Origin of the sequence: Komagataeibacter xylinus (assembly GCF_009834365.1) — a bacterium.
Classification (GTDB): Bacteria; Pseudomonadota; Alphaproteobacteria; order Acetobacterales; family Acetobacteraceae; genus Komagataeibacter; species Komagataeibacter xylinus_D.
Genome location: NZ_CP041348.1, coordinates 897,538 through 921,977, shown reverse-complemented (window position 1 = coordinate 921,977; position 24,440 = coordinate 897,538). Strand labels below are relative to the sequence as shown.

Annotated in this window: 20 protein-coding genes; 11 read left to right on the top strand and 9 right to left on the bottom strand. The window is 63.8% G+C overall.

The features are described from left to right. Positions 1-5: 5 nt before the first annotated feature. Positions 6-1,142: an Mrp/NBP35 family ATP-binding protein gene (locus tag FMA36_RS04390; protein ID WP_159261110.1), complete on the bottom strand. Its 1,137-nt coding sequence runs from the start codon at positions 1,140-1,142 to the stop codon at positions 6-8. A 222-nt stretch (positions 1,143-1,364) separates the two neighbouring features. On the opposite strand from FMA36_RS04390, the gene FMA36_RS04385 reads away from it, so the two are divergent. The 4 genes from FMA36_RS04385 (at position 1,365) to FMA36_RS04370 (ending at position 6,816) form a co-directional block, all read left to right on the top strand. Continuing rightward, positions 1,365-2,516, top strand: coding sequence for an OpgC family protein (locus FMA36_RS04385; protein ID WP_159261108.1), 1,152 nt, complete (start codon positions 1,365-1,367; stop codon positions 2,514-2,516). An 80-nt stretch (positions 2,517-2,596) separates the two neighbouring features. Beyond that, positions 2,597-4,180 carry a DegQ family serine endoprotease gene (locus FMA36_RS04380; RefSeq protein WP_159261106.1) on the top strand — a complete coding sequence of 528 codons (1,584 nt, stop codon included), beginning with the start codon at positions 2,597-2,599 and terminating at the stop codon, positions 4,178-4,180. A 5-nt stretch (positions 4,181-4,185) separates the two neighbouring features. Continuing rightward, entirely contained in the window at positions 4,186-5,331 is a 1,146-nt protein-coding gene (locus tag FMA36_RS04375) for an FUSC family protein (RefSeq protein WP_159261104.1), read from the top strand. Positions 5,332-5,349: 18 nt separating this feature from the next. Next, positions 5,350-6,816, top strand: a complete 1,467-nt coding sequence (locus tag FMA36_RS04370) for a mannitol dehydrogenase family protein (protein ID WP_159261102.1) — start codon at positions 5,350-5,352, stop codon at positions 6,814-6,816. 37 nt (positions 6,817-6,853) lie between these two features. On the opposite strand, the gene FMA36_RS04365 is transcribed toward FMA36_RS04370, so the two are convergent. Further along, a complete protein-coding gene (locus FMA36_RS04365) occupies positions 6,854-7,336 on the bottom strand; it encodes a GNAT family N-acetyltransferase (RefSeq protein WP_240906473.1) in 483 nt (160 codons plus the stop codon). Positions 7,337-7,468: 132 nt separating this feature from the next. Here FMA36_RS04365 and FMA36_RS04360 point away from each other — a divergent pair, with 132 nt between their 5' ends. The 3 genes from FMA36_RS04360 (at position 7,469) to mdoH (ending at position 11,617) form a co-directional block, all read left to right on the top strand. Then, entirely contained in the window at positions 7,469-7,813 is a 345-nt protein-coding gene (locus FMA36_RS04360; protein ID WP_159261098.1) for a winged helix-turn-helix domain-containing protein, read from the top strand. Between the two features lie 136 nt (positions 7,814-7,949). Beyond that, the gene (locus tag FMA36_RS04355) at positions 7,950-9,455 is read left to right on the top strand and encodes an OpgD/OpgG family glucan biosynthesis protein (protein ID WP_159263598.1); all 1,506 of its coding nucleotides are present in this window, start codon (positions 7,950-7,952) and stop codon (positions 9,453-9,455) included. Then, positions 9,443-11,617 (top strand): glucans biosynthesis glucosyltransferase MdoH, encoded by a 2,175-nt coding sequence (gene mdoH / locus FMA36_RS04350; protein WP_159261096.1) that lies wholly within the window; start codon positions 9,443-9,445, stop codon positions 11,615-11,617. The genes FMA36_RS04355 and mdoH overlap by 13 nt, the downstream gene beginning before the upstream one ends. A 127-nt stretch (positions 11,618-11,744) precedes the next feature. On the opposite strand, the gene FMA36_RS04345 is transcribed toward mdoH, so the two are convergent. Next, positions 11,745-12,197 (bottom strand): hypothetical protein, encoded by a 453-nt coding sequence (locus FMA36_RS04345; protein WP_159263596.1) that lies wholly within the window; start codon positions 12,195-12,197, stop codon positions 11,745-11,747. 348 nt (positions 12,198-12,545) lie between these two features. Next, positions 12,546-12,758, bottom strand: coding sequence for a hypothetical protein (locus FMA36_RS04340; RefSeq protein ID WP_159261094.1), 213 nt, complete (start codon positions 12,756-12,758; stop codon positions 12,546-12,548). Between the two features lie 166 nt (positions 12,759-12,924). On the opposite strand from FMA36_RS04340, the gene FMA36_RS04335 reads away from it, so the two are divergent. Further along, positions 12,925-14,241 carry an MFS transporter gene (locus FMA36_RS04335; protein ID WP_159261091.1) on the top strand — a complete coding sequence of 439 codons (1,317 nt, stop codon included), beginning with the start codon at positions 12,925-12,927 and terminating at the stop codon, positions 14,239-14,241. 253 nt (positions 14,242-14,494) lie between these two features. On the opposite strand, the gene FMA36_RS04330 is transcribed toward FMA36_RS04335, so the two are convergent. The 5 genes from FMA36_RS04330 to FMA36_RS19940 all read right to left on the bottom strand — a co-directional run bounded on the left by FMA36_RS04330 (position 14,495) and on the right by FMA36_RS19940 (position 17,753). Beyond that, complete coding sequence (locus tag FMA36_RS04330; protein ID WP_159261089.1) at positions 14,495-14,776, bottom strand: hypothetical protein; 282 nt, start codon at positions 14,774-14,776, stop codon at positions 14,495-14,497. Between the two features lie 133 nt (positions 14,777-14,909). Then, positions 14,910-15,980, bottom strand: a complete 1,071-nt coding sequence (hisC, locus tag FMA36_RS04325) for a histidinol-phosphate transaminase (protein WP_159261087.1) — start codon at positions 15,978-15,980, stop codon at positions 14,910-14,912. A 95-nt stretch (positions 15,981-16,075) separates the two neighbouring features. After that, on the bottom strand, positions 16,076-16,627 hold the full coding sequence (locus FMA36_RS04320) for an ankyrin repeat domain-containing protein (protein WP_159261085.1): 552 nt from the start codon (positions 16,625-16,627) through the stop codon (positions 16,076-16,078). A gap of 102 nt (positions 16,628-16,729) precedes the next feature. Further along, positions 16,730-17,182, bottom strand: a complete 453-nt coding sequence (locus FMA36_RS19945) for an MBL fold metallo-hydrolase (protein ID WP_475704533.1) — start codon at positions 17,180-17,182, stop codon at positions 16,730-16,732. After that, a complete protein-coding gene (locus FMA36_RS19940; protein ID WP_475704530.1) occupies positions 17,136-17,753 on the bottom strand; it encodes an MBL fold metallo-hydrolase in 618 nt (205 codons plus the stop codon). Before FMA36_RS19940 ends, FMA36_RS19945 begins: the two co-directional genes overlap by 47 nt. Before the next feature lie 403 nt (positions 17,754-18,156). Between FMA36_RS19940 and tkt the strand changes: the two genes are divergently transcribed. The 3 genes from tkt to gnd all read left to right on the top strand — a co-directional run bounded on the left by tkt (position 18,157) and on the right by gnd (position 24,307). Further along, a complete protein-coding gene (gene tkt / locus FMA36_RS04310) occupies positions 18,157-20,217 on the top strand; it encodes a transketolase (RefSeq protein ID WP_408885646.1) in 2,061 nt (686 codons plus the stop codon). A gap of 111 nt (positions 20,218-20,328) precedes the next feature. Then, entirely contained in the window at positions 20,329-23,187 is a 2,859-nt protein-coding gene (locus FMA36_RS04305; protein ID WP_159261081.1) for a bifunctional transaldolase/phosoglucose isomerase, read from the top strand. Positions 23,188-23,308: 121 nt separating this feature from the next. Next, positions 23,309-24,307, top strand: a complete 999-nt coding sequence (gene gnd, locus FMA36_RS04300; RefSeq protein ID WP_159261079.1) for a phosphogluconate dehydrogenase (NAD(+)-dependent, decarboxylating) — start codon at positions 23,309-23,311, stop codon at positions 24,305-24,307. Positions 24,308-24,440: the final 133 nt, after the last annotated feature.

Here is a 24,440-nt window from a genome sequence, read left to right as displayed (position 1 = left end):
GGCTTTCAGGAACCCGACTTCTTCCTGTCCAGCACCCGGCGCAGCGTCGTGCCCACCGTATGGGCCAGCGCGCGATAGGCCTGCCCTGCCGGGCTGTCAGGGGCCGCGATCACGATGGGCGCACCTTCATCGGCGCTGGCGCGGATATCGGCCAGCAGCGGGATCTCGCCCAGAAAGGGCACGCCCATCTTTTCGGCTTCCGCCCGCGCCCCGCCATGGCCGAACAACTCGGTGCGGTGGTTGCAGTTGGGGCAGCAGAAATAGGACATGTTCTCCACAACACCCAGAACCGGCACGTTCATCTTCTCGAACATGGTCACACCGCGCCGGGCATCGAGCAGGGCGATATCCTGCGGGGTCGAGACGATAATGGCCCCGGCCAGGGCGGTTTTCTGGGCCAAGGTTAGCTGGGCATCACCCGTGCCGGGCGGCATGTCCACCACCAGCACGTCAAGCGCGCCCCATTCCACATCGCCCAGCAGCTGGCCTATGGCGCCCATCACCATCGGCCCGCGCCAGATCATGGCCTTGTCCTCTTCCACCAGCATGCCGATCGACATGGCGGAAATGCCCCATTTATGCGGCGGGATCAGGCGGCCATCGCGCACTTCGGGCTGGCCGTTCACGCCCATCATGCGCGGCAGGGAGGGGCCATGCACGTCGGCATCCATCAGCCCCACCTTCAGCCCTTCCAGCCCCAGCCCCACGGCAAGGTTGACCGCCGTGGTGGACTTGCCCACCCCCCCTTTGCCCGAGGCCACGGCAATGACCACGCCAACCCCTGCGGGCAGCGGGCCGGTGGGGGCCTTGCCCGCCTTGCCGCCGCCAAGGTTGAGCGGACGGTGGCCGCCGCCCGCTGCGGGTGCGGGCGTGGTAGGTGCGGGGGCAGGGCGGTGCGCGGTCAGGATGACACTGGCCCCCGTGCTGCCGGGAACCGCACCAACAAGGGCGCGTTCGAGTGCGGGCAACAGGGGTTGCAGGCGCTCGGCCCGCGCCCGGTCGGTCGCCAGGGCAACATGGAGCACGCCGTCACGCATCATGAAGGCATCAAGGCTGCCCAGTTCCGCAACGCTTGCGGCCTTATCGTCCGTGCACACCTGTCGCAGCACGGTTTCTATGGTTGCCCGGTCGGGACTGGTCATGGTTGCGCTCCCTGCTTTCTCGCCCGTGCGGGTATAGAAGGGGTGGGGCAGGGTGGTCGAGTCATGAAACAGTGCGCAGGGGCCACCGGCGCGCCATGACAGTGTTGCGGGGCATCCCTGCCATGATGAGAATGGTTTGCGATCCGATTTGCTGCTTTACGCTCATCGGGCGGCACCGGGGCATGGCCCGGGCGCATCGTGTTGAGGCAGGCAGGGAGCATCATGGGCATTTCCAGCGAGCGGGCGCAGGCCCCGCACCGGCGCGACCACCGTATCGACGCCCTGCGGGGCGCGGCACTCCTCATGATGTGCATCGACCATATTCCCCAGAACTGGCTCAACCGCTTTACCATGCGCAATATCGGCTTTGCCGATGCGGCAGAGGTGTTCGTGCTGCTGGCGGGCTATGCCTCATGGCTGGCCTATGGGCGGGCTTTTGCCAAAAAGCCGGTGGTCGAGGTGCTGGGGCGCATCGGGCGGCGGTGCTGGCAGCTTTACGTGTTCCAGATCGTGATGGTGGTGGTGTGTATCGCGACCATCCGCATCTGGCGGCATTTCTGGCCGGTGCCGGTTGATTTTCTGGAGCCGGAACTGGCGCACGGGCTGGATTCGGTCTGGCGGGTGCTCTCGCTCGTGGCGCTGCCGGGCAACCTCAACATCCTGCCGCTCTATATCGTGCTGCTGCTGGGGTTCGCCCCGCTCTACGCCCTGCTGCGCGGGGTGGGCACGCCGGTGGTGCTGGGGCTGAGTGCGGCGGTATGGCTGGGGGTCAATTACGACCCGCGGCTGAACTTTCCCAACTGGCTCGACCCCGATGGCTGGTATTTCGACCCGCTGGCCTGGCAGTTCCTGTTCGTGCTGGGCGTGTGCGCGGCCCGGGTTGCGGGCCGGCATGATGGCAGCCTGCCGCGTTCGCGCCTGTTTGCAGGCCTGTGCGCGCTCTATCTGATGTTTTCCGCCGTGCAGTCCTTTCCGTGGACGGACTGGGGATTTGTCGACCTGCGGCCCGTGGTCATGGCGCTGCCTGACAAGATGATCCTCTCGCCATGGCGGCTGGTTGACGTGCTGGCCCTGTTCTACCTCGTGCAGTCTTCGCCGCGCGCGACGGTGTGGGCCAGTACGCGGCCGGGCCAGCTCATGGCGCTGTTTGGCCGCCACTCGCTTGAAATCTTCACCGCGGGCACACTGATCGACCTGTACGGGCGGCTGGTGCTGACCAGTTTTGGCACCGGGTGGATGATGCAGGTGGTGGTGAACGTGGCGGGTTTCTATGTGCTGCTGGCCGTAGCAAGGGTGAAGGAGCGCCAGCGCGTGGCGGCAAGGCAGCGCAGGGCCGCGCCCATGCCCGCAGGCGCCCCGTTATGCCGGGGGTGAAGCTGTGGTTTCCGCCCCCGTAAAGGGCGTGATATAGGTGCCCGTCCGATCGATCCCGTTCAGCAGGATGTAAGAGCCCCATGTCCTTTCGCGCCGCAGTCTTTTCCCGATCCTGCCTTGCCATGGGGCTGGTCACGGCCCTTGGGGGCCACGCCGCCCGCGCGGTCGATACCGCCCCGGCGTCAACACCCGTTCCGGCCCCCGCCACGCCGCCTGCCGCCGCAGCGCCGCTGCGCCTGCCCGGCGAGGGGCGCAACATGCCCGACAGCTTTGCCGACCTCGCGGCCCGGCTGCTGCCCGCCGTGGTCAACGTGTCCACCACCGAGATGGTCCGCCCCGGTGAGGACGATGACGACGGCGATGATGGCGACAGCGCGCCGCAGGTGCCCAACTTCCCTGAAGGTTCGCCGTTCGAGAAGTTCTTCCACGACTTCATGAACCGCCAGGGCAGCCCCAACGCGCCGCCACGCAAGATGCAGGCGCTTGGCTCGGGCTTCATCATCGACCCTTCCGGCGTGATCGTGACCAACAACCACGTCGTGCGCCATGCAGACCAGATCACCATCACGCTGCAGGACAACACCGTGCTCAAGGCCCGCCTGCTCGGCCATGATGACCGCACCGATCTTGCCGTGCTGAAAGTCGACAGCCCCAAGCCCCTGCCCGCCGTGCCGTTTGGTGATAGCGACCACGCCCGCGTGGGCGACTGGGTGCTGGCGATTGGCAACCCCTTTGGCCTGTCAGGCACGGTTACGGCGGGCATCGTGTCCTCACGCGGGCGCAATATCGAGCAGGGGCCGTATGATGATTTCATCCAGACCGATGCGCCCATCAACAAGGGCAATTCCGGTGGCCCGCTGTTCAACCTGCGCGGCGAGGTGATCGGTATCAATACCGCCATCTTCTCGCCTTCGGGCGGGTCGATCGGCATCGGCTTTTCCATCCCCTCGGCGGAAGCGCAGGGCATCATCGAGCAGCTCCGCCACCATGGCCGGGTCACGCGCGGGTGGATTGGCGTGCGCATTCAGGACGTGACGCAGGAAATTGCCGATGGGCTGGGGCTGAAAAGCCCCCACGGCGCGCTGATCGCGGGCGTCGAGCCCAAGGGGCCCGCGGCGGTGGCGCATCTGCAGACCGGCGACGTGATCCAGAGCCTGAACGGCAAGGACATTGATGGCCGCGCCCTGCCGCGCCTCGTGGCCGAGCTTGCCGGCGGCAGTGTGGCGCATCTGGGCATCTGGCGTAAGGGCCAGCAGATGAACGTGGCCATTACCATCGGCGCCCTGCCCGAGGAAAAGACCGACAAGGCCGACAGCAGGCCCGCCAGCAAAAACCCTGCCCAGGGCAGCCTGGCCATTGCGGGCATGGGCTTTACCGTGGGCGAGATCGATGACATCGCGCGCCAGAAATACAACATGGCCGAAGGGCAGAAGGGCGTGCTGGTGACCGGTGTGACCGATGACAGCCCCGCCGCCGAGCGCGGCCTGCGCCCCGGTGATGTGGTGACCGAGGTGCAGCAGTCGGCTGTCAACACGCCCGCCGACCTGCGCCGCCAGATCGACGCCGCCCGCGCCCAGCACCGCAAGACCGTGCTGTTCCTGGTGCAGAATGCCGATGGGCTGCGCTGGGTGCCCTTCCCCCTGCCTGAGGGGAGCGGGCACTGAGCCGCATGCCTGAACGCCTGAAGAACCTGCTTTATTCCATCATGGGGCGGGGCACGTGGCGGCAGGTCGTGCGGATGAATGTTTCGCTCATCCTGTCCGGCATTGTCGCCACCCTCATCCATCTTGATGAGCCGGTCTGGGCGCTCATCACCTCGGTCATCGTCATTACCCAGAGCCGCCTGACACAGACGCTCTCGACCGGGCGCGAGCAGATCGTGGGCACGCTTATCGGCGCTGCGGCGGGCATGTCCGCCATTGCACTCGAGCAGTATACATCGCTCTCGGTGGGCATGGTGTTCTGGGTCATGCTCATGCCGCTTGCCGTGCTCGTGGCGCTGCGGCCCAAGATGCGGGTGGCCATTGTTACCCTCATGGTAGTGCTGCTGTTCCCCGCCACGGGCGAGCCGTTTTCGCGGCCCCTGCAGCGCATCGCCTCGATCATGACCGGGGTGGTGGTGTCGTTTGCGGTGTCGTTCTTTGTGCTGCGCGGCGAGGCGCGGCGCGAGGTGCTGGGCAATGCCGCAAGCCTGCTGCGGCGCCTGTCAGACCTGCTTTCGGGTGCCTTGCAGAACCATCCCGACCATGACGCGCTGGCCACCATCGATACGATGTGCCGCTCCCTGCTGCAGGACATGAATGACGGCGTGCAGGAGGCGGAGGTGGAGCATCCGTCCTCACTGGCGAAGCACGACCCGCTGGTGCTGCGCCTGCCGGGGCTTTTGCGCCGGATCCGCTCGGATGCCATTTTTATCGCGCGCGCGGGCACCGAGGGCGAGACCGCCCATACCGGCGATGTCCTTGCCCATGAGCGTGACATGCTGGTCGATGTGCTGGGCCAGATGGCCGAGCGGTGCGACATGCTGGCCAAGACCCGCCGGGGCCGTACCCTGCCCGATGATGACATGCGCCCCCTGCTTGACCGGCTGGAACAGCAGGGCGGGGAACACTGGACCCCTGTCATGCGTTTCGCTTTAGGGCTGCTGCATGCCGACATGCGGCTGGCCGTGCGGAATATCTGGTCGGACGGGCGCACGGATGATGGCCCGTTCCCGCTTGATGGCCACCCGCTGGTGGCCGAGGCCGGATTCGAGCCCGAGGGCAAGGCTGCCTCCGTCCCCATGCCGGAGGGTCGTGGCCGCCCCTCACCCTAGAAGGAGCACAGGAACACCATGCTGAACGAAACAACCCTCAACACCCTTCCCGCTGGCGTGCAGGCGCTGCCATACAGGCGTGAGGCGGTCGGGCGAGGGATCGTTCATTTTGGCGTGGGCAATTTCTTCCGTGCGCATGAGGCGTGGTACGTCAACCAGTGCCTTGGCCTGCCCGGTCAGTCGCAATGGGGCATCGTGGGCGTAGGGCTCAATGGTGGCCCGCGCGGGGAAGCCAAGGCGCGGCAGTTCCAGCAGCAGGACTGCCTGTATTCCCTGTCCGAGGTGGCGGCGGATGGCGCGCGCACCATCTCCATCATCGGTGCACTGCGCGAATACCTGCTCGCCCCGGCCGACCCCGAGGCGGTGCTGGGCCGCCTGGCAGACCCCGAGACGCGCATCGTCAGCATGACGATTACCGAAGGCGGCTACAATATCGATGAGGAAACCGGCTGCTTTTGCCTTGATGAGGCGGGCGTGAGCGCGGATCTTGCCCATCCGCGCAGGCCGGCCACCGTGTTCGGTTACGTGGTGGAGGGGCTGCGCCGCAGGCGCGAGGCGGGCCTGCCGCCCTTTACCGTGCTTTCATGCGATAACCTGCGCAGCAATGGTCATGTCGCGCGGGCAGCCTTTGTGGGCTATGCCCGCGCGGTTGACCCCGATCTGGCCGACTGGATCGATGCCAACGTGACCTTTCCGTGCTCCATGGTTGACCGCATCACGCCCGGCGTGGACCGGGCCACGCGCCAGGCGCTGAACGATGCCAGCGGGCTGGACGACGAACTGCCCGTGCTGGCGGAGGACTTCAGCCAGTGGGTGCTGGAAGATAATTTCTGCAATGGCCGCCCCGCGCTGGAAAAGGCGGGCGTGCAGTTTGTGGATGACGTGGCGGGTTATGAGCAGGTGAAGGTGCGCATGCTCAATGCCGGGCACATCCTGCTTGGTGCGGCAGGGTTGCTGCTGGGCTACCGCTACGCGCATGAAGCGGTGGCCGATGCCGACCTCGAGCACCTGGTCAACGCCTACTGGATGCATGATGCCATGCCCCAGATCGATGCGCCCGCCGATTTTGACCTTGATGTCTATCGCAGGCGTCTGCTCAGCCGCTTTTCCAACCAGGCGGTGGCCGATACGCTTTTGCGGATCTGCAGCGACGGGGCCTCGAAGGTGCGGGTGTTCTGGACCGATACGGTGCGCCGCTCGCTGGAGAGCGGGCATGATCTGGGCCGTATCGCCTTTGGCATTGCCGCCTATCTGGAAATGCTGCGCGGCCGTGACGAGAAAGGCGAAAGCTACACCCCGCTCGAGCCTACGCTCGATGCCGATGACATGGCACTGGTCAATGAGGCCAATCTTGCGGCGGCGCTTGCCCTGCCTGCCTTTGATGGCTGGCGCGACATGGATGCGATAGCGCTCGATGCCGCCGTGGTCAAAACACGCCATGCCATCCGTGAACGCGGTGTGCGCGCGGTCATGCAGGACCTGTAAAAAGGTTCTGGTGAAGCTTTTATTATTTTGAAATATGTCAGCTACCCGGTAATGCCCGGCGCATGGGGCAGGCATCGGCCCCATAACTTGCGGTAATGGCGGCAGGCACGTCTGGTGTTGGCGTAAACCCCAGATGTGCCCAGAGCGCGCGCGCACCTTCCGCCGCCATCAGGGCCAGCCATTTCACGCCATGAAGACGCGCCTGCGCGCCAAGATGGTGCAGCGCCGCATGGGCATGGCCCTGACCGCGCAAGGCAGGATTGATAGCAATATCATGCAGGTACCAGCAATCAGGACCGTGCGGCAGGTGGCCAAGATGGGTATCGAGCGCGGGCGGGCAGGCCATGCGCCACGGGTGGCTCAACATGTAGCCGCCAACCTGTCCGTCTGCCTCCGTCAGCACCAGGCAGCCCGCAGGGCACAGCCTGCGGCGTTCATCGAGCACGTCCGCCCGTTCGGGGCAGCCGGGGTGCATACGGGTAGCAAGCGCCACGACTGCGGGCAGATGGTCCGGCTGCATCGGGGTCCATGAAGCCAAAGGTGACCGCGATGGAAGGACAGGTTGGCGCATGATGGGAAAAATCCATTCCAGACAAGGATATTTCAGGTAGAAGAGGCCATTATCATAGCGGCTGCCGGGAGTATGGAAAACATGACACAGATGCGCCTGACCTTGCGGCTCGACGCGAATGGCACGCCCCTGCTCGGGCATGGCAAGATCCGCCTGCTTGAACAGATTGGCGAGACAGGTTCGATCTCGGCAGCAGCGCGGGCCATGGGCATGTCCTACCGGCGGGCGTGGCTGCTGGTCGAGGCGATGAATACCACTTTTGCCCGCCCGCTGGTCAGCGCGCGACCGGGCGGTGGTGGCGGGGCCGGCCTTTCGGCAGAGGGCGAGGCGGTGCTGCGTCTGTACCGTGAAATCGAGCAGGCCGCGCGCGAGGCCGTACAGGGTCCACTTGAAACATTGGCAGGTATGTGTTCATCCACGCCGTGAAAAAGCCATCAGCACTGCTGATCACGGTTGTGGCATAAGTGCCTTTGCACAGTGGTAAAAAATTAAGAATAATTGTGTCAGCACTTCTGAAAAGAAGAACGGACTGGAGTTGAATTAGGTGTTACGACGTAATTTCATGAAAGCGGGCACGGCCCTGTCCGCCCTGTCAGTCGTGGGGATTGCCGCGCCACGCGCAGCGCGGGCGACCCAGAGCAGCAATTTTGACTCCAACACGGTTCGCACGCTGGCCCATCAGTTGTCGCAGCAGGCTTACCAGCCGCCTTCCCAGTCTTTGCCCGCGCCCCTGCGCAACCTGAATTTCGATCAGTACAATTCCATGGCCTATCGCCCCGAGCAGGCGCTGTGGCATGGCGAGAACCTCGGTTTCGAGGTCGAGTTCTTTCCCCGTGGTTATCTGTACGCACCACGGATCGACATGAACGAGGTGGTTGATGGCCAGAGCCGCCCCATCGCCTTCAGCCCCGACATGTTTACCTTTAACGATCCCGCCCTGCGGGTGAATGATGATATCGGTTTTGCCGGTCTGCGCCTGCGCGCGCCCATCAATACGCCGGGTGTGATGGAGGAGTTCTGCGTCTTTCTGGGCGCGTCCTATTTCCGCGCCGTAGCCAAGGGGCAGACCTATGGCCTGTCCGCCCGTGGCTTCGCCAATGGCACCGGCGACCCGACGGGCGAGGAATTCGCCCTGTTCCGCGCATTCTGGCTGGAAAAGCCCAAGGCGGGGGTGGATAGCGTGGTGCTGCATGCGCTGCTCGACAGCCCCTCGCTCACCGGCGCGTTCCGCTTTACCATCCGCCCCGGCGAGACCACGGTGTTTGACGTGCAGTCCTCGCTCTACCCGCGCAAGGCGATAGCCGAATCCGGCATAGCGCCGCTCACCGGCATGTTCTATTTTGACGCCAATGACCGCTCGCGCGTGGATGACTGGCGCCCCGCCGCTCATGACAGCGAAGGTCTTTCCATGTGGACCGGCAGCGGGCAGCAGTTGTGGCGGCCGCTGCGCAATCCGCGTGACCTGCAGTTCTCCGCCTTTACCGATGTGCGGCCGCATGGCTTTGGCCTGATGCAGCGCAAGCGTGCCTTTACCGATTTCGAGGACGTGGCGCTGAATTATGAAAAGCGTCCCTCGCTATGGATCGAGCCGATCGGGGACTGGGGTGCAGGGGCTGTCGACCTGGTGGAAATTCCCACCCCCAACGAGGTGAATGACAACATCGTCTCGTTCTGGCGCCCGCAGGAGCCGCTGGCGGCAGGCCGCGAATACGTGTTCACCTACCGCATGTACTGGGGGTGGGACACGCCCTGGCCCACCAGGCTCGCGCGTATTGCCGCCACCCGCGTAGGCGATGCGACCGATGATTCGCATACGCGCTTCTTCGATCTCGATTTTGTCGGCACACCCTTCGACAAGCTGCCCGATAACCCGCATTTCCACCTGCAATGCCGCACCTCGGCGGGTGAAATCCGCAATGTGGTGGTCGAGCCGGTCGAGCCCATCCATGGCTGGCGCAGCACGTTCGAGTTTGCACCCGGTGATGCCAAGGTGGCGGAACTGAACTGCGTGCTGGCCGATGACAATGGCCCCGTATCGGAAGAATGGGTCTATCGATGGACGCCGTAGGGGCGCCACGGCGCCCGGCCCGGCCGGTACCCCCTGCCAGCCTGCTGCCGCAGGGCTGGGCCGCCCTGCCGCCCCAGGCCCCGCTCGACATGCCCGTGCGCGCGCTCGAAGCCGAACCCGACCGGCACGGCCGCCCCGCAATGCCCGCTACCGAATGGCGGCTGATCGGGCTGCGGCGGCTTGTGGTCATTGGCGGTGCCGTGGTCATGACCGGCATGGCCGGTTACGAGATGGACCTCGTGTTCAATGCCGTGCAGCGCTCGGTGGCGGGCATGGTCATGCTGCTGCTGTTCGTCATGCTGTTCCTGTGGATCGCGCTGGCCTTTACCTCGGCGCTGGCGGGCTTTGCCTCCATGCTGGCGCATGGCGGGCTGGGGCTTGGCATCAAGCGCAGTGGCGCGCTGCCGCGGGTCACCACCCGCACGGCGCTGCTCATGCCCACCTATAATGAAGATCCGGGCCGTGTCATGGCCGGGCTGCGCGCCACCATCGACAGCCTGGGCGCCACGCGGCAGGAACGCGCGTTTGACGTGTTCATCCTGTCCGACACCACCGATCCTGACATCTGGGTGGCGGAGGAAGCCGCCTACATGGCCCTGTGCCGCGCCACGGGCTGGGGCGGGCGCCTGTTCTACCGCAGGCGCGCGGTCAATACCGACCGCAAGGCCGGCAATATTGGTGAATGGGTGCGTAACTACGGCGCGGCCTACCAGCAGATGATCACGCTCGATGCCGACAGCGTCATGTCGGGCGACGTGATCGTGCGCCTGACCTCGGCCATGGAAAACAATCCCGGCGTGGCCCTGATCCAGTCCCTGCCGGTAATCGTGAACGGGCGCACGCTGTTTGCGCGCATGCAGCAGTTCGCAGGGCGCGTCTATGGTCCGCTGATCGCCCACGGCATTGCCTGGTGGCATGGGTCGGAGGGCAATTACTGGGGGCATAACGCGGTCATCCGCACGGCAGCCTTTGCCGAGCAGGCGGGCATGCCGCACCTGCCAGGCCGCAAGCCCTTTGGCGGCGCGATCCTGAGCCACGACTTTGTCGAGGCCGCCCTGATGCGCCGTGGCGGCTGGGCCATACATATGGTGCCCGCCCTGATGGGTTCGTATGAGGAAAGCCCGCCATCGCTGACCGATATCGCCATCCGCGACCGGCGCTGGTGCCAGGGCAACCTGCAGCACGCCAAGGTGCTGCCCGCGCGTGGGCTGCACTGGGTCAGCCGCATGCACATGCTCATGGGCATCGGCTCCTATGTCACGGCGCCGCTATGGCTGATCTTCCTGCTTGTGGGCATTGTGGTCTCGTTGCAGAACCGCTTCTACAAGCCGGAATATTTTGGCGATACCAAGCTGCTTTATCCACACTGGCCACATGTTGACCCCGTGCAGGCGGAATACATGTTCATCGGCACCATGATCGTGCTGCTGGCTCCCAAAATTCTGGCCTATGGGCTGCTGCTCATTGATGCTCCGCTGCGCCGGGGGTGCGGGGGCGGGATCATGGCGGGGGCCTCCATTCTGGTCGAAACGCTGATCGGCGGCCTGATCGCGCCGATTGCCATGATGATCCAGACAGCGGGCGTGCTGTCCATCTTGCTTGGCCGTGATTCCGGCTGGAATGCGCAGCGGCGTGACGCGGGCGGTTTGCAGATCATGCAGAACGTACGGCTGTACTGGGTGCATACGGTGCTGGGCATTGCGCTGGCGGGGGCGGCGTGGAGCGTGTCGCTGCCGCTGTTTTTGTGGATGCTGCCGGTCACCCTCGGGCTGGTCTGCGCCATTCCGCTTGCCGCCCTGACCGGCAGTGAGGCGGCAGGGCAGATCCTGCGCCGCGCGCGGCTGCTCCTCATCCCCGAGGAGACGGACCCGCCGCCGGTGCTGCATGAAGCCGTGGTCTATATGGACCAGATGGCAGGCCGCCCCATACAGGAGGCCATTGCGGCCCTGCGTGCCCGTGGGGGGCTCTTGCGGGTGCACGAGATCATGCTGCCGCCGCCGCGCAGGCGGGGCGACCCGATCAATCCGGCCCTGCTCGTAGGGCTGCTCAAGCTACGTGAGGCACCAGACCTGGCTACGGCAGTGCGTGAACTCAACCGGGCGGAGAAATCAGCCGTTCTGGGCAGTGCTGAAGGACTGCACCTGCTGGCGCAGTTGCCCTGAGGGATACTGGCCTGAAATAACAAAGGTTTCCGGGCGCCGCCTTTTTTCAAAAAGGCGGCGTTTTTTTCAGCTTTTTGAAAAAAGCTTCACCAGACCCTTTTAGGCTTTCAGGATGGCTGAAGGTCGGTCAGTCCGATGATGTACCCTGCGGGGGGGCTACGGCTTCATCGCCTTCATCCGATCCATCAACCGACATGATGGTGTCAAGCGCGTCACAGAGTTTCTTCTGGTTGGCGCTGGCAAGAGATCCGGGGTTGGCGCACAGCTTGGCGGCATCAGGCACGCAGGATTCGGTGGCGTCCTCGTAGTCGGATTCCATCACATCATGCGCGAGCGACAGGTTGGGGTTGTGCGCGCTCTCGCCCGCCTCCTCAATCACCTTTTCCATCTTGTGCAGGTCGTCAAGCTTGTCGAGGCACGCCTTGCTGGCGAGGTCGGGCTTGAGGCGCAGCACGTCCATGGCGCGCTGCACCTTCTGCGTGGCCAGGCTCTGCCCATGCGCCAGCGTGCTCAAGCCCGCAGGCGCAAGCAGCAATGCAACCGGCAGCGCGGCGAGGCGTAAAGACAGCTTGATGTTCACCATGACCGTTCCGTTTGTCCTGTCCCGACCGCGATGGTGCAGCGCGGGCGCATCTGCTCCCCACCGGGGTGCGGCCCCGACTATGGCAGGAACCCATCCGGTGCGAAAGGTGGGGATGGTGGGCGATGCATGCAGTCCATGCATAAAAATATCATCTGAAACTTATTGATATAATAAGGAAGAAATCAGAATCGTGTCAAAAATTTGAAAATTCCCTTACATTCACGAGGCTTTTTGAGTATAGATTATCCCCACTGAATATATTTTTCGTGTCTTGGCGGAGGTCAGAAACTATCCTGTCACTGTGAAATCGTTCGATACTGAAACGATTTTGTATATCTGGCCAATTCATGGTCTTTCCGGCGCTGGGAAATCACAGCATCGTGCGATTTTTTCGGCGCGGTTTGTGTGTTTTTTCATCGTATTGTTATGAAAGTCGTGCCACCGGGCGCGTTTTCCTGCCGGATTGATGACTTTATGGCTGGTCACACGCATGAACAGCAGGTCTGCCAGGCATATGCGCTGGCGTTTTGGCGCTTGTGCCGCCTGCCTGTCCCTCATGATCGTGACCCGCACGGGTGGTTGCACACCCGACTTGTGAAACTGAGTTCCGCACTGGTGTTTCCGGAAAGCCGGACTGTGCGGACGCAGCCTGCATCGACGCTCCGCAATGAGGCGGGGCCGCTCGTTTTCGTGTCGGCTGCCTGTGAAAGAGGAGACTCTCCCCTTGAAACAGACAGACAATCTGTCCGAATCAACGTCCCTGGCCGATCGGCTTGGCATTCCGGCCCCCCTGTTCTGGGGGTTCGTCGGTCTGCTGTTCTTCATGATCGGTGATGGTGTCGAGGCTGGCTACCTGGCGCCCTATCTCGAGGGGCAGGGCATTTCATCGCGCGATACGGCGCTCCTGTTCACCATCTATGGCGTGACCGTGTCCCTGTCTTCCTGGGCTTCGGGGCCGCTGTCCGATCTGTGGGGCCCCAAGCGGGTCATGTGGATTGGCCTTGCCATCTGGGGCGTGTTCGAGGTTCTGTTCCTGACCTTTGGCGTGGCCGTGAACAGCTATCCCATCATGCTGGCTGCCTACACCATGCGTGGTTTTGGCTACCCGCTGTTCACCTATGGCTTTCTGGTCTGGATTGCCGCCGCAACACCGCCGCGCCAGCTTGGCTCGGCTGCGGGCTGGTTCTGGTTCGCGTTCTCGGGTGGTCTGCCCACGCTGGGTTCGCTGTTCGCCAGCTTCTCCATTCCGCTGATTGGCGAGATGGCAACGTTCTGGTCCTCGCTGGGTCTGGTCATGTTCGGTGGCCTGCTGGCCCTGCTCATGACGCGTGAGCCCATCGGTTCGCGCCGCCTGGCCCCCGTGGGCACCAAGCCCGCCACGATCTTCTTCAGCTCGATCAGCATCCTGTGGCGCGAGCCCAAGACGTTTGTCGCCATGATCGTGCGCACCATCAACACGTCGTCGGAATATGCGTTCCTGGTGATCATGCCGGCGTTCTTCACCAAGGTCATCGGCTTCTCGCTGTCGCAGTGGCTGCAGCTCCTGTCGATCATCTTCCTGTCGAACATTCTGGTGAACCTCGTGTCCGGCATCACGGCGGACCGTCTGGGCCACCGCACCGTTGTCGCGCTGTTCGGCTGCGTTGGTGCCGCGATCACGGTGCCGCTGTTCTACTACGTGCCGCAGATGTTCCCCGGCAACTTCGCCATTGCCGCCGTGATGGGCGCGCTGTATGGCGCAACCATTGCCGCCTTCGTGCCGCTGTCCGGTCTGGTGCCGCAGATCTGCCCGAAGGAAAAGGCTGCCGCCCTGTCCGCCCTGGGTCTGGGCGCTGGTGCAAGCACCTGGGTTGGTCCGGCGATCGTGACGTGGTTCGAAAGCTGGCACGGCATCGAGGGGATCATCTGGATCTTCTGTGGCCTGTATGTGGCCTCGGCCGCGCTGACGCTGGTGCTGACGGTCTCGCCCGAAGCGCGCCGCTACATTGATGAAGCCGCTGCACGCGGTGATGTGGCGGAGGAAGTGACCCTGGGTCACTGATCCTTTCTTTCGCCAGCCTGCATGGTTTGTGCGGGTGAAGCGGGCCTGCCCCAAAAGGGCAGGCCCGTTTTTTTTGTGGCATACCCGTAAAAATCAAAAGTTTTTGGTGAAGCTTTTTTTAAAAGCTTTGGAAAGAACATCGCTTTTTTGAAAAAAGGCGGCACCCGAAAACTTTTGTTTCTGGTGTCTACGGCCCGGTGTCACGTCATGAAAAAAGGCCGGAACCCTGAGGGCTCCGGCCTTTTCGTGCTGGTCAGATGCTGCGTTCGGGCCGCCTGCGCGGGGAGCGCGGGCGGTCGGTGCCGCCAGGGGCTGCCTGCGTATTGCGCCGGTCGCCTGCCTTGAGGGCGGGGGCGGCGGTCACTTCGCTTTCAAGCTGGCGGATGCGTTTCTGCACGCTTTCGCGCAGGGCGGGTGAAGTATGCGATTTCATGGAGGCCAGCGTCTCGCGCAGGTCGCGCAGTTGCTTCTGCTTTTCGGCAAGGGTGCGACGGATCGGCTGGTTATCGGACATCTGTCCGTGGAATGCGCGCATGATAAGGATCCTGTGGACCTGTGGTCCAGGAAATGAGTTGTTAACCGTGTGATGGAAAGAGGCGCAGCACGCACCCACGCCCACCCGCCCCGAAGGGCAGGGCGGCGGCGCGATGCATGATGAACCGGGGGGCTTACCCCTCGTTCAGCGCAAGCACTTCGGCCAGCCCCTGTATCAGGGCCTGGCATTCGGCATCCGTACCAATGGTGATGCGTAGCCACTGTGCAATGCGCGGGGTCCGGAAATGACGCACAATGATCGCGCGCGCCCGAAGGGCTGCGGCAAGCTGTGCTGCATCACGGTCCGGATGCCGGGCGAATACGAAATTCGCCCGTGATGGCAGGACCTCGAACCCCATCTTTCCCAGGCTGTCTGTCAGCCTGTCGCGTGAGCTTATGATCTTGGCGCTTGTATTTGCAAGCCATTCCCGATCTTCAATCGCGGCAATGGCGCCCACCTGCGCCAGACGGTCAAGCGGATAGGAGTTGAAACTGTCCTTGATGCGGGTCAGGGCTGCGATCAGGTCAGGCTGGCCAATGGCATAGCCCACCCGCAGCCCCGCCAGCGCGCTCGATTTCGACAGCGTGCGCACCACGAGCAGGTTGGGGTGCTCGGCCACCAGCGCGATGGCTGTCTCGGCGCCGAAATCGACATAGGCTTCATCCACCACCACTACTGCATCAGGGTGGTCGCGCAGCAGGGCGCGGATGGCGTCCAGCCCAAGGGCCATGCCGGTGGGTGCATTGGGGTTGGGCAGGATGATGCCGCCACACGGCCTGCGATAGGCTGCAATGTCGATGCCCATCGTTTCATCAAGCGGCACGGTCTCGTGGCGTATGCCGTACAACCCGCAATAGACGGGGTAGAAGCTGTAGGTGATATCGGGAAAGAGCAGGGGGGCATCATGGTTGAGCAGCCCCTGAAAGGCATGGGCGAGCACCTCGTCCGAGCCATTGCCCACAAACACATGGTCTGCCGGCACGTCATGCGCGGTGGCGATGGCTGTGCACAGGGCATGGGCCGTGGGGTCGGGGTAGAGGCGCAGCGTGTCGTTGGTCGCCGCCCTGATGGCCTCGATTACTCTGGGTGAAGGGCCGTACGGGCACTCGTTGGTATTCAGCTTGATCAGGTTGGCCATCCTGGGCTGTTCGCCCGGCACATACGGGGTCAGGCTGTGTACGATCGGGCTCCAGAAACGGCTCATCAGGGTGAATTCCACAAGGTCATGAACATGAAGGCACGCCACGGCAACGCAGGCTGTGGCGGCGGGATAAGGGATGAAAAAAGGGGGAGGGTGGTTCAGCCCTGCGCGGCAGGGGTCGCGTGCTTCATGGCATCGAGCAGGGCAGCGTTGCCCTGCCGGGTGGCGAACAGGCGCGCGCTGATGCCCTCGCCATCGCGCAGGTCGGGGTTGGCGCCGTGCTCGAGCAGGAAGGTGACCATGGGGTCGCGGTTGAACATCACAGCAAAGATCAGCGGCGTGCGGCCCACGAAATTGGGCACGTCGATGCCCGCGCCATGGGCCACGAGCACGCGCGCGCACGCCAGGTCGCCCTTGAAGGCCACGCCCGCGAGTGCTGTCGCCCCCTTGGCATCCTGCAGGTCGGGGCTGGCACCCCCTTCAAGCAGGGCGCGCACGGTGGATTCGTGGCCATTATAGGCAGCCAGGATCAGCGCGGTGTAGCCCTTGTCGTTGCGGGTATCGGGGTTGATGCCCGCCTTGAGGAATTCGGTAACGAGATCCGTCTGCCCATCCCTTGCCGCGGAGAGGAACAGGGTCTCGATTTCCGCGTTGCTGAAGGATTCGGGTGCGTCGGCGGCGGGGTCGCCGTGGGCGATTGTCTTGCTCATGTGCCTGCCTGGCTGGTCGGATTGCGCGAAACGGGGGCGGAGGCCGGTCCCGTCATGAGCGGTCGATGATAGGACGGTTCATCTGAAAAGAACATCGGGCAATCATGCATCATTGGGCTGATCCCACGCAATGCCGCAGCACGCGCCATGGGCCATGATGCCCATCGTATCGGGCGGCAGGCCCGCGTCGCGCACGGCTTTTGCAAGGCGCGTGACCGGCTCGTCCATGGGTTCATCTGTCAGGCGGAAGGTGCCGAAATGCATGCCAATCCCATGTCGCGCCCCAAGCTGGCGCAGGCCAGACAGCGCCTCCTCCGGCGTGGTGTGCACGCGCTCCATCAGCGCGCGGGGCTCGTACGCGCCAATGGGCAGGAGGGCTATGTCGGGCGCACCAAGGCGCTGGCGGATCAGGCGCCAGTGGCGGCCGTCGGCGGTGTCGCCTGCAAAGAACAGCTGGTGGCCCGCCTCATCTTGCACCATGAATCCGCCCCACAGGCTGGTATTGCGGTCAAAGGGCGTGCGGGCCGCGCCATGGCGGGCAGGCGTGCAGGTGATGTGGATGCCACCGGTGGCCGGCCTGCCACCAGTCCAGCTCCATGATGCGTCTGAGCCCGGTCCTGCGCATGAAACGCGCATTGGCAAGCGGTGTGATCACCAGCGGGTTGTCACCGCGGCGGGCGATGGCGCGCAGGCTGGGCAGATCCATATGGTCGTAATGCGCGTGCGAGACCAGCACGATATCGATGCGCGGCAGGTCGGCCAGCCTGCGGCCGGGCGCGCGCACCCGCTTTGGCCCGAGGAAAGACAGCGGGGAGCAGCGTTGCGAAAAGATCGGGTCGGTCAGGATGGTGAGCGCCGTGCCATCGGGCCGGGGCAGGCGGATGAGAAAGGTGCTGTGCCCGATAAAGGTCAACTGCACCGTGTCGGGCGCAGGCAGCGCATGCGGGTCGCCGGTGGGGGTGGAGTTTTCAATCCAGGCCGGCCAGTCCGATTTCGGGCGGTTCCACTGCCATTTCAGGATGGCGAGGCGCCGCAGGCGCGCAGGCTGCATGCCCTCGGGGCAGATGGCGGGCGGGTTGAAAAAACGCGTGCCATCCGTGTGGTCGCTGGCGGGTAGCTGGGGCATGCGTGGGTCTCCATCTGCCGGCGTATCCAGTGACAACAGGTGAACGGGAGGCAGGCCTGTGTCAAATTCACGGCCCACAGGTGAGGTCGGGCGGAACCGGCGGCGTGCGCATGCGCTGGCATCTGTGGCGTGGATTGGGTAACGGCTTGATGAGATGGCTTGTTCCGTCCCGAAGGTCGTGAGAAGGTACGCGCCGTGAAAAGCCTTTATCCCTGCGCCCTCCCGCTGCCTTGCGCGCGCATGCGGGGCGGGCGGGCGGTGTGGAAGAATAACAATAAAGGGTTGTCGGCTTCCGGCACGCGGCCCGGTTTGGTCGGAACAACAACCATGGCTGTAAGGAGGCCGGTCCCTCATGCGTTCCTTGTACACATCACCCCTCATGGCTCCTGAAGGAGGTGGCGGCATGCCCACCAATATCGATACGCTGTGCATCAACACGATTCGCACGCTATCCATGGACGCGGTACAGAAAGCGAATTCCGGCCATCCCGGCACGCCCATGGCGCTGGCACCCGTGGGCTACGGGCTGTGGCGCGACGTGCTGAACTATGACCCGGCCGACCCGCTATGGCCCAACCGCGACCGCTTCGTGCTGTCGGTCGGCCATGCGTCGATGCTGCTCTACTCGCTCATCTATCTTGCCGGCGTCCGCGATGTGCGCCCCGGCGGGGTCACGCATGACCGCCCGGCGCTCACGCTTGAAGACCTCGAGCAGTTCCGCCAGTTGGACTCGCTCACCCCCGGCCACCCGGAATATCACCACACCGCAGGCGTCGAGACCACGACCGGGCCGCTCGGGCAGGGCTGTGGCAATTCCGTTGGCATGGCGATGGCGGAAAAATGGCTGGCCGAGCGCTATAACCGCCCCGGCTTCAAGCTGTTCGATCACCACGTCTATACGCTGTGCGGCGATGGCGACAACATGGAAGGCGTTGCCAGCGAGGCAGCCTCCATCGCGGGCCACCTCAAGCTTGGCAACCTGACGTGGATCTATGACAGCAACCAGATCTCCATCGAGGGTTCGACCCACATCGCCTTTACCGAAAGCGTGCACAAGCGCTTCGAGGCGTATGGCTGGCACGTTCTTGAACTGAAGGACGCCAACGACACCGGCGACCTGCGCCGCCTGCTGGCCGAGGCGAAGGCCGAGACCTCGCGGCCCACGCTGATCATCGTCCACTCCATCATCGGCTGGGGTGCGCCGCACCTTGCGGGCACGGCGGAAGCGCATGGTTCGCCGCTGGGCGTGGAGGAAATCCGCGAGACCAAGAAATTCTACGGCTGGCCGGAAGACAGAAGCTTCTATGTACCCGAAGGTGTGACCGAGCATTTCCGTGCAGGCATCGCCACCCGCGGGGCGGCGGCGAGCAAGGCGTGGAACGAGCTTTTTGCTGCCTACCGCGCCAAATATCCCACCGAGGCCGCACAGCTTGACCACATCTTTGCAGGCACCCTGCCCGAAGGGTGGGACAGGGACATCCCGGTCTTTGATGCGGATGCCAAGGGCGTTGCCTCGCGCGCAAGCTCGGGCAAGGTGCTCAACACCATTGCCAGAAACTATCCGTGGATGATGGGTGGCTCGGCTGATCTTTCGCCTTCCACCAAGACGCACCTCACATTCGAGGGCGCGGGCGACTTCCAGCCGCCGCAGTGGGGCGGCACCTATGGCGGGCGCAACCTGCATTTTGGCGTGCGCGAGCATGCCATGGGCTCGATCAGCAACGGTCTGGCGCTGTATGGCATCCGGGCCTACTGCTCGGGCTTCCTGATCTTCTCCGATTACATGAAGCCGCCCATCCGCCTCTCCGCGCTGATGAAGCTGCCGGTGACCTATATCTTCACCCATGACTCGATTGGCGTGGGCGAGGATGGGCCAACCCATCAGCCCATCGAGCAGCTTGCCCAGCTGCGCGCCACCCCCGGCGTGACCGTGCTGCGCCCCGCCGATGCCAACGAGGTGGCCGAAGCCTGGCGCACGCTGGTGCAGATTACCGACCGCCCCAGCGTGCTTGCGCTGAGCCGCCAGAATCTGCCCACCATCTGCCGCAAGACCTATGCGCCTGCATCGGGGCTGGCAAAAGGGGCCTATGTCCTTGCAGATGCGGACGGGCGTCCCGATGTGATCCTTATGGCAACAGGCAGCGAAGTGGGACTGATCATCAAGGCGGCGGAAAAGCTGAAGGCGGAGGGCATCAAGGTGCGCCTCGTCTCCATGCCGTCGTGGGATCTGTTCGAGGCACAGCCCAAGACCTACCGCGACAGCGTGCTGCCGCCTGACATTACTGCCCGTGTTGCAGTCGAGCAGGCCGCACAGCTTGGCTGGGACCGCTATACCGGCCTTGCGGGCGAGACGATTGTCATGCACGGTTTTGGCGCTTCCGCCCCGGCGGGCGAACTGGAAGTGAAGTTTGGTTTCACGGTAGATGCCGTGCTGGCCGCCGCCCGCAGGCAGGCCGGAAAATAAAAGAACACGCAGGCAGGCAGGACATTCAGTCCTGCCTGTCGTGTTTTTGAGCAAAGTAGTATTGGTAGTGCGGGTTTGCCGTATTGCTGAAAAGTAAAGGAAGCACAGTCAATGAGTGCGCGTGAATCTGGTGCTGAAAATCCATTAAAGGAACTGGCGCGTCTGGGTCAGTCCCCCTGGCTGGACTTCATCCAGCGCTCCTATACCGAAAATGGCAGCCTGAAGAAGCTGGTCGAGGAAGATGGCCTCAAGGGTGTGACCTCCAACCCCGCCATCTTCCAGAAGGCGATGGGCCAGGGCACCGACTACGATGCCCAGATCCGCGATGTGCTGGCACATCAGGTAGTTGACGCGGGCGCGCTGTACGAACTGCTTGCCATTGATGACATCCGGGCCGCAGCCAAAGTGCTCTACCCCGTCTATGAACAGACGCAGGGGCTCGACGGTTATGTCAGCCTCGAGGTGTCGCCCTATCTTGCGCGTGACACCAAGGGCACGCTGCACGAGGCGCTGCGTCTGTGGAAAGCGGTCGGTGCCCGCAACCTTATGATCAAGATTCCCGGCACGGAGGAAGGCGTTCCCGCCATCCGCGCCGCCATTGCCGAAGGGCTGAGCATCAACGTCACACTGCTCTTCTCCATCGATGCCTACAAGAAGGTGCTCGAAGCCTACATCACCGGGCTGGAAGACCGCCTGAGCCGGGGCGAGAGCGTGAAGGGCATCGCCTCGGTCGCGTCCTTCTTCGTCAGTCGCATCGATGTGAAGATCGACAAGGAAATCGACGCCCGCGTGGCCGCAGGCGACAGGCATTCGGCTGAACTCAAGGCGCTGCGCGGCAAGGTCGCCATCGCCAATGCCAAGGCAGCCTATGAATACTGGCGCGAAGTGACCGCAAGCCCGCGCTGGAAAAAGCTGGCCGAGGCGGGTGCGAACCCGCAGCGCCTGCTGTGGGCAAGCACCGGCACCAAGGACAAGACCTATAGCGACGTGGTGTATGTCGATGGCCTGATCGGCCCCGACACGGTCAACACCATTCCGCCAGCCACGTTTGATGCCTTCCGTGAACATGGCAAGGTGGCCGAAACGCTGACACAGGACGTGACGGGGGCGCTGCGGGTACTCGATGAGGCAAAGAGCCTTGGCCTCGACCTTGATGGTGTTACGCGCAAGCTGGTCGATGAAGGCGTGGCCTCCTTTGCCGATGCGTTTGACGACCTGCTCGGCTCGGTCGCGGCCAAGCAGGCGGCGTTCCTGGGCAACAAGGTCACCTCGACCGCGCTCAAGCTGCCTGCCGACCTGCACAAGGCAGTCGATGCAGAGCTGGAAGCCTGGCGCAAGGACGGCACCGTGCGCCGCGTGTGGGACAAGGACGCCACTGTCTGGACCGGCAAGGACGAGGCAAGCTGGCTTAAATGGCTCGACATCACCGATGACCAGGTGGCCGCACTCTCCAAATTCGAGGATTTCCAGGCCGAGGTGAAAGCGCGCGGCTTCCGCGATGCGCTTTTGCTGGGCATGGGCGGCTCGAGCCTCGGCCCGGAAGTGCTGGCCCAGACCTTTGGCAAGCATGAGGGCTTCCCGCATCTTTACGTGCTCGACAGCACGGACCCGCAGCAGGTGCGTGATTTCGAGAAAAAGATCGACATCAGCAAGACGCTGTTCATCGTCTCGTCCAAGTCCGGCGGCACGCTCGAGCCCAACATCCTCAAGGCCTATTTCTTCGATCAGGCCAGGAAGGTGCTCGGCGACAAAGTGGGCTCGCACTTCATCACCGTGACCGATCCCGGCTCGCACATGGAAGACGTGGCGAAGAAGGACGGCTTCTGGAAGATCTTCTACGGCGAGAAACAGATCGGTGGCCGCTACTCCGTGCTGTCCGATTTCGGCATGGTGCCCGCCGCCGTGGCGGGCCTGCCGCTCAGGCTGCTGCTCGAATCCGCCCAGCGCGGCGAGAAGTCCTGTGCCGCCTCCGTGCCGCCTGCGCAGAACCCCGGCGTGGTGCTCGGCGCCGTGCTTGGCGTGGCCGCACGCGACTTTGGTCGCGACAAGGTGACGATCATCGCATCCCCCGGCATTTACGACATGGGTGCATGGCTCGAGCAGCTGATTGCGGAATCGACCGGCAAGGACGGGCGTGGCCTGATCCCCATCGATGACGAGACGATTGGCAAGCCGGGCGTATATGGCAAGGACCGCGTGTTCACCTATCTGCGCCTGGCCGAGGATCCGTGCCCGAAGCAGGATGCCGCCTTCGCGGCCCTGGTCGAGGCAGGCGAGCCGGTGGTGACCATCGAGCTGCATGAGCGCCGTCAGGTGCTTGAGGAGTTCTTCCGCTGGGAGTTCGCGACCGCGGTGGCCGGTGCGGTGATCGGGATCAATCCGTTCAACCAGCCCGATGTCGAGGAATCGAAGATCGAGACCAAGAAGATCACCACCGCCTATAACGAGACCGGCAAACTCCCGCCCTACGAGCCGTTCGCCAAGGATGGCCCGTTCGCCTTCTATGCCGACCCCAAAAACGTGCAGGCGCTTGGCGGCGCCACGACGGCGGAGGCCATTCTCAAGGCCCATTTTGCACGTGCCAAGGCTGGTGATTACGTGGCCCTGCTGGCCTATATCGACCGTGACACCTTCACGCGCGAATGGATCCAGAAGGCGCGGCTTGGCCTGCGTGACGGGCTGAAGCTGGCAACGGCGGCCGAATTTGGCCCCCGCTTCCAGCATTCCACGGGTCAGGCCTACAAGGGCGGGCCTGACACGGGCGTGTTCGTGCAGATCACCTGCGATGATGAAGTGAACCTGCCGGTGCCGGGTGAGAAATATACCTTCAGCATCGTGAAGGAAGCCCAGGCGCGGGGCGACATGGAGGTGCTTGCCGAACGTGGCCGCCGCGTGCTGCGGGTGCACATCCATGGCGACCTGAAAGCAGGGCTTGAAAAACTCGGGCTTGATATCGCCCACGCGGTCTGAGCCAGCCGCCCGCCCGTCCCGCCTCTGGCGGGGCGGGTTTTTTGTTTGACGGGAGTCATTGGGAAATGGCGCCCGAGGCGATAGGACTACGGGCCTATCCCGCTTCCAGGAGTGTTAGATCATGCAAATCGGTATTGTTGGCCTTGGCAAGATGGGCGGCAACATTTCCATCCGCCTGACCCGCCATGGCCATGATGTGGTGGCTTTTGACCGTGATCCTGCCGTGACCGCCAAGGTGTGCGAGCAGGCCGAAGGGGGCCGCGCCACCGCCGCCACCGGGCTTGCGGACATGGTAGGCAAGCTTACGGGCCGCAAGATCATCTGGCTCATGCTGCCCGCGGGTGAAGTGACCGAGCAGGCGGTGCAGGAACTTGCTGGCCTGATGGGCAAGGGCGACATCGTGATCGATGGCGGCAATTCCTTCTACAAGGATGACATCCGCCGCGCGGCCGAGCTGGTCAGGAAGGGCATCGACTATGTCGATGTCGGCACCTCGGGCGGCGTGTGGGGGCTGGAGCGCGGCTACTGCATGATGTACGGCGGCACGAAGGAAGCCACCGATCATATCGACCCGATCCTGTCAGCGCTCGCACCGGGCATTGGTGACATTGCGCGCACGCCGGGCCGCGACAAGCCCGGCTTTGACCCGCGCGCCGAGCAGGGCTACCTGCATTGCGGCCCGGCGGGTTCGGGCCATTTCGTGAAGATGGTCCATAACGGGATCGAATACGGCATCATGCAGGCCTTCGCCGAAGGGTTTGACGTGATGAAGTCCAAGAACATCGATGCCCTGCCCGAGAACCAGCGTTTCGACCTGAACATGGCCGATATTGCCGAGGTGTGGCGGCGCGGCAGCGTGGTCTCGTCGTGGCTGCTCGACCTTTCGGCCAGTGCGCTGGCAGGCAACCCGGACCTGTCTAACTACAAGGGCGACGTGGCCGATTCCGGCGAAGGCCGCTGGACCATCGAGGCCGCGATCGAGGAAGCGGTGCCCGTGCCCGTCATCACCGCCTCGCTGTTTACGCGCTTCCGCTCGCGCACCGGCAACAACTTTGCCGAGAAGATGCTGTCCGCCATGCGTTTTGGCTTTGGCGGTCACATTGAGGGTACGAATAACTGACCCGACGCCTGGCCGGTAACTGACTGCCTGCCCGGATGCTAGGCATCTGGGCAGGCTCTGGCTGTTCCCCATGAAATGACAGCGCTTAATGACTGCAACCGGAACAGCCGGGGGAGGATTATAGCGAACACAG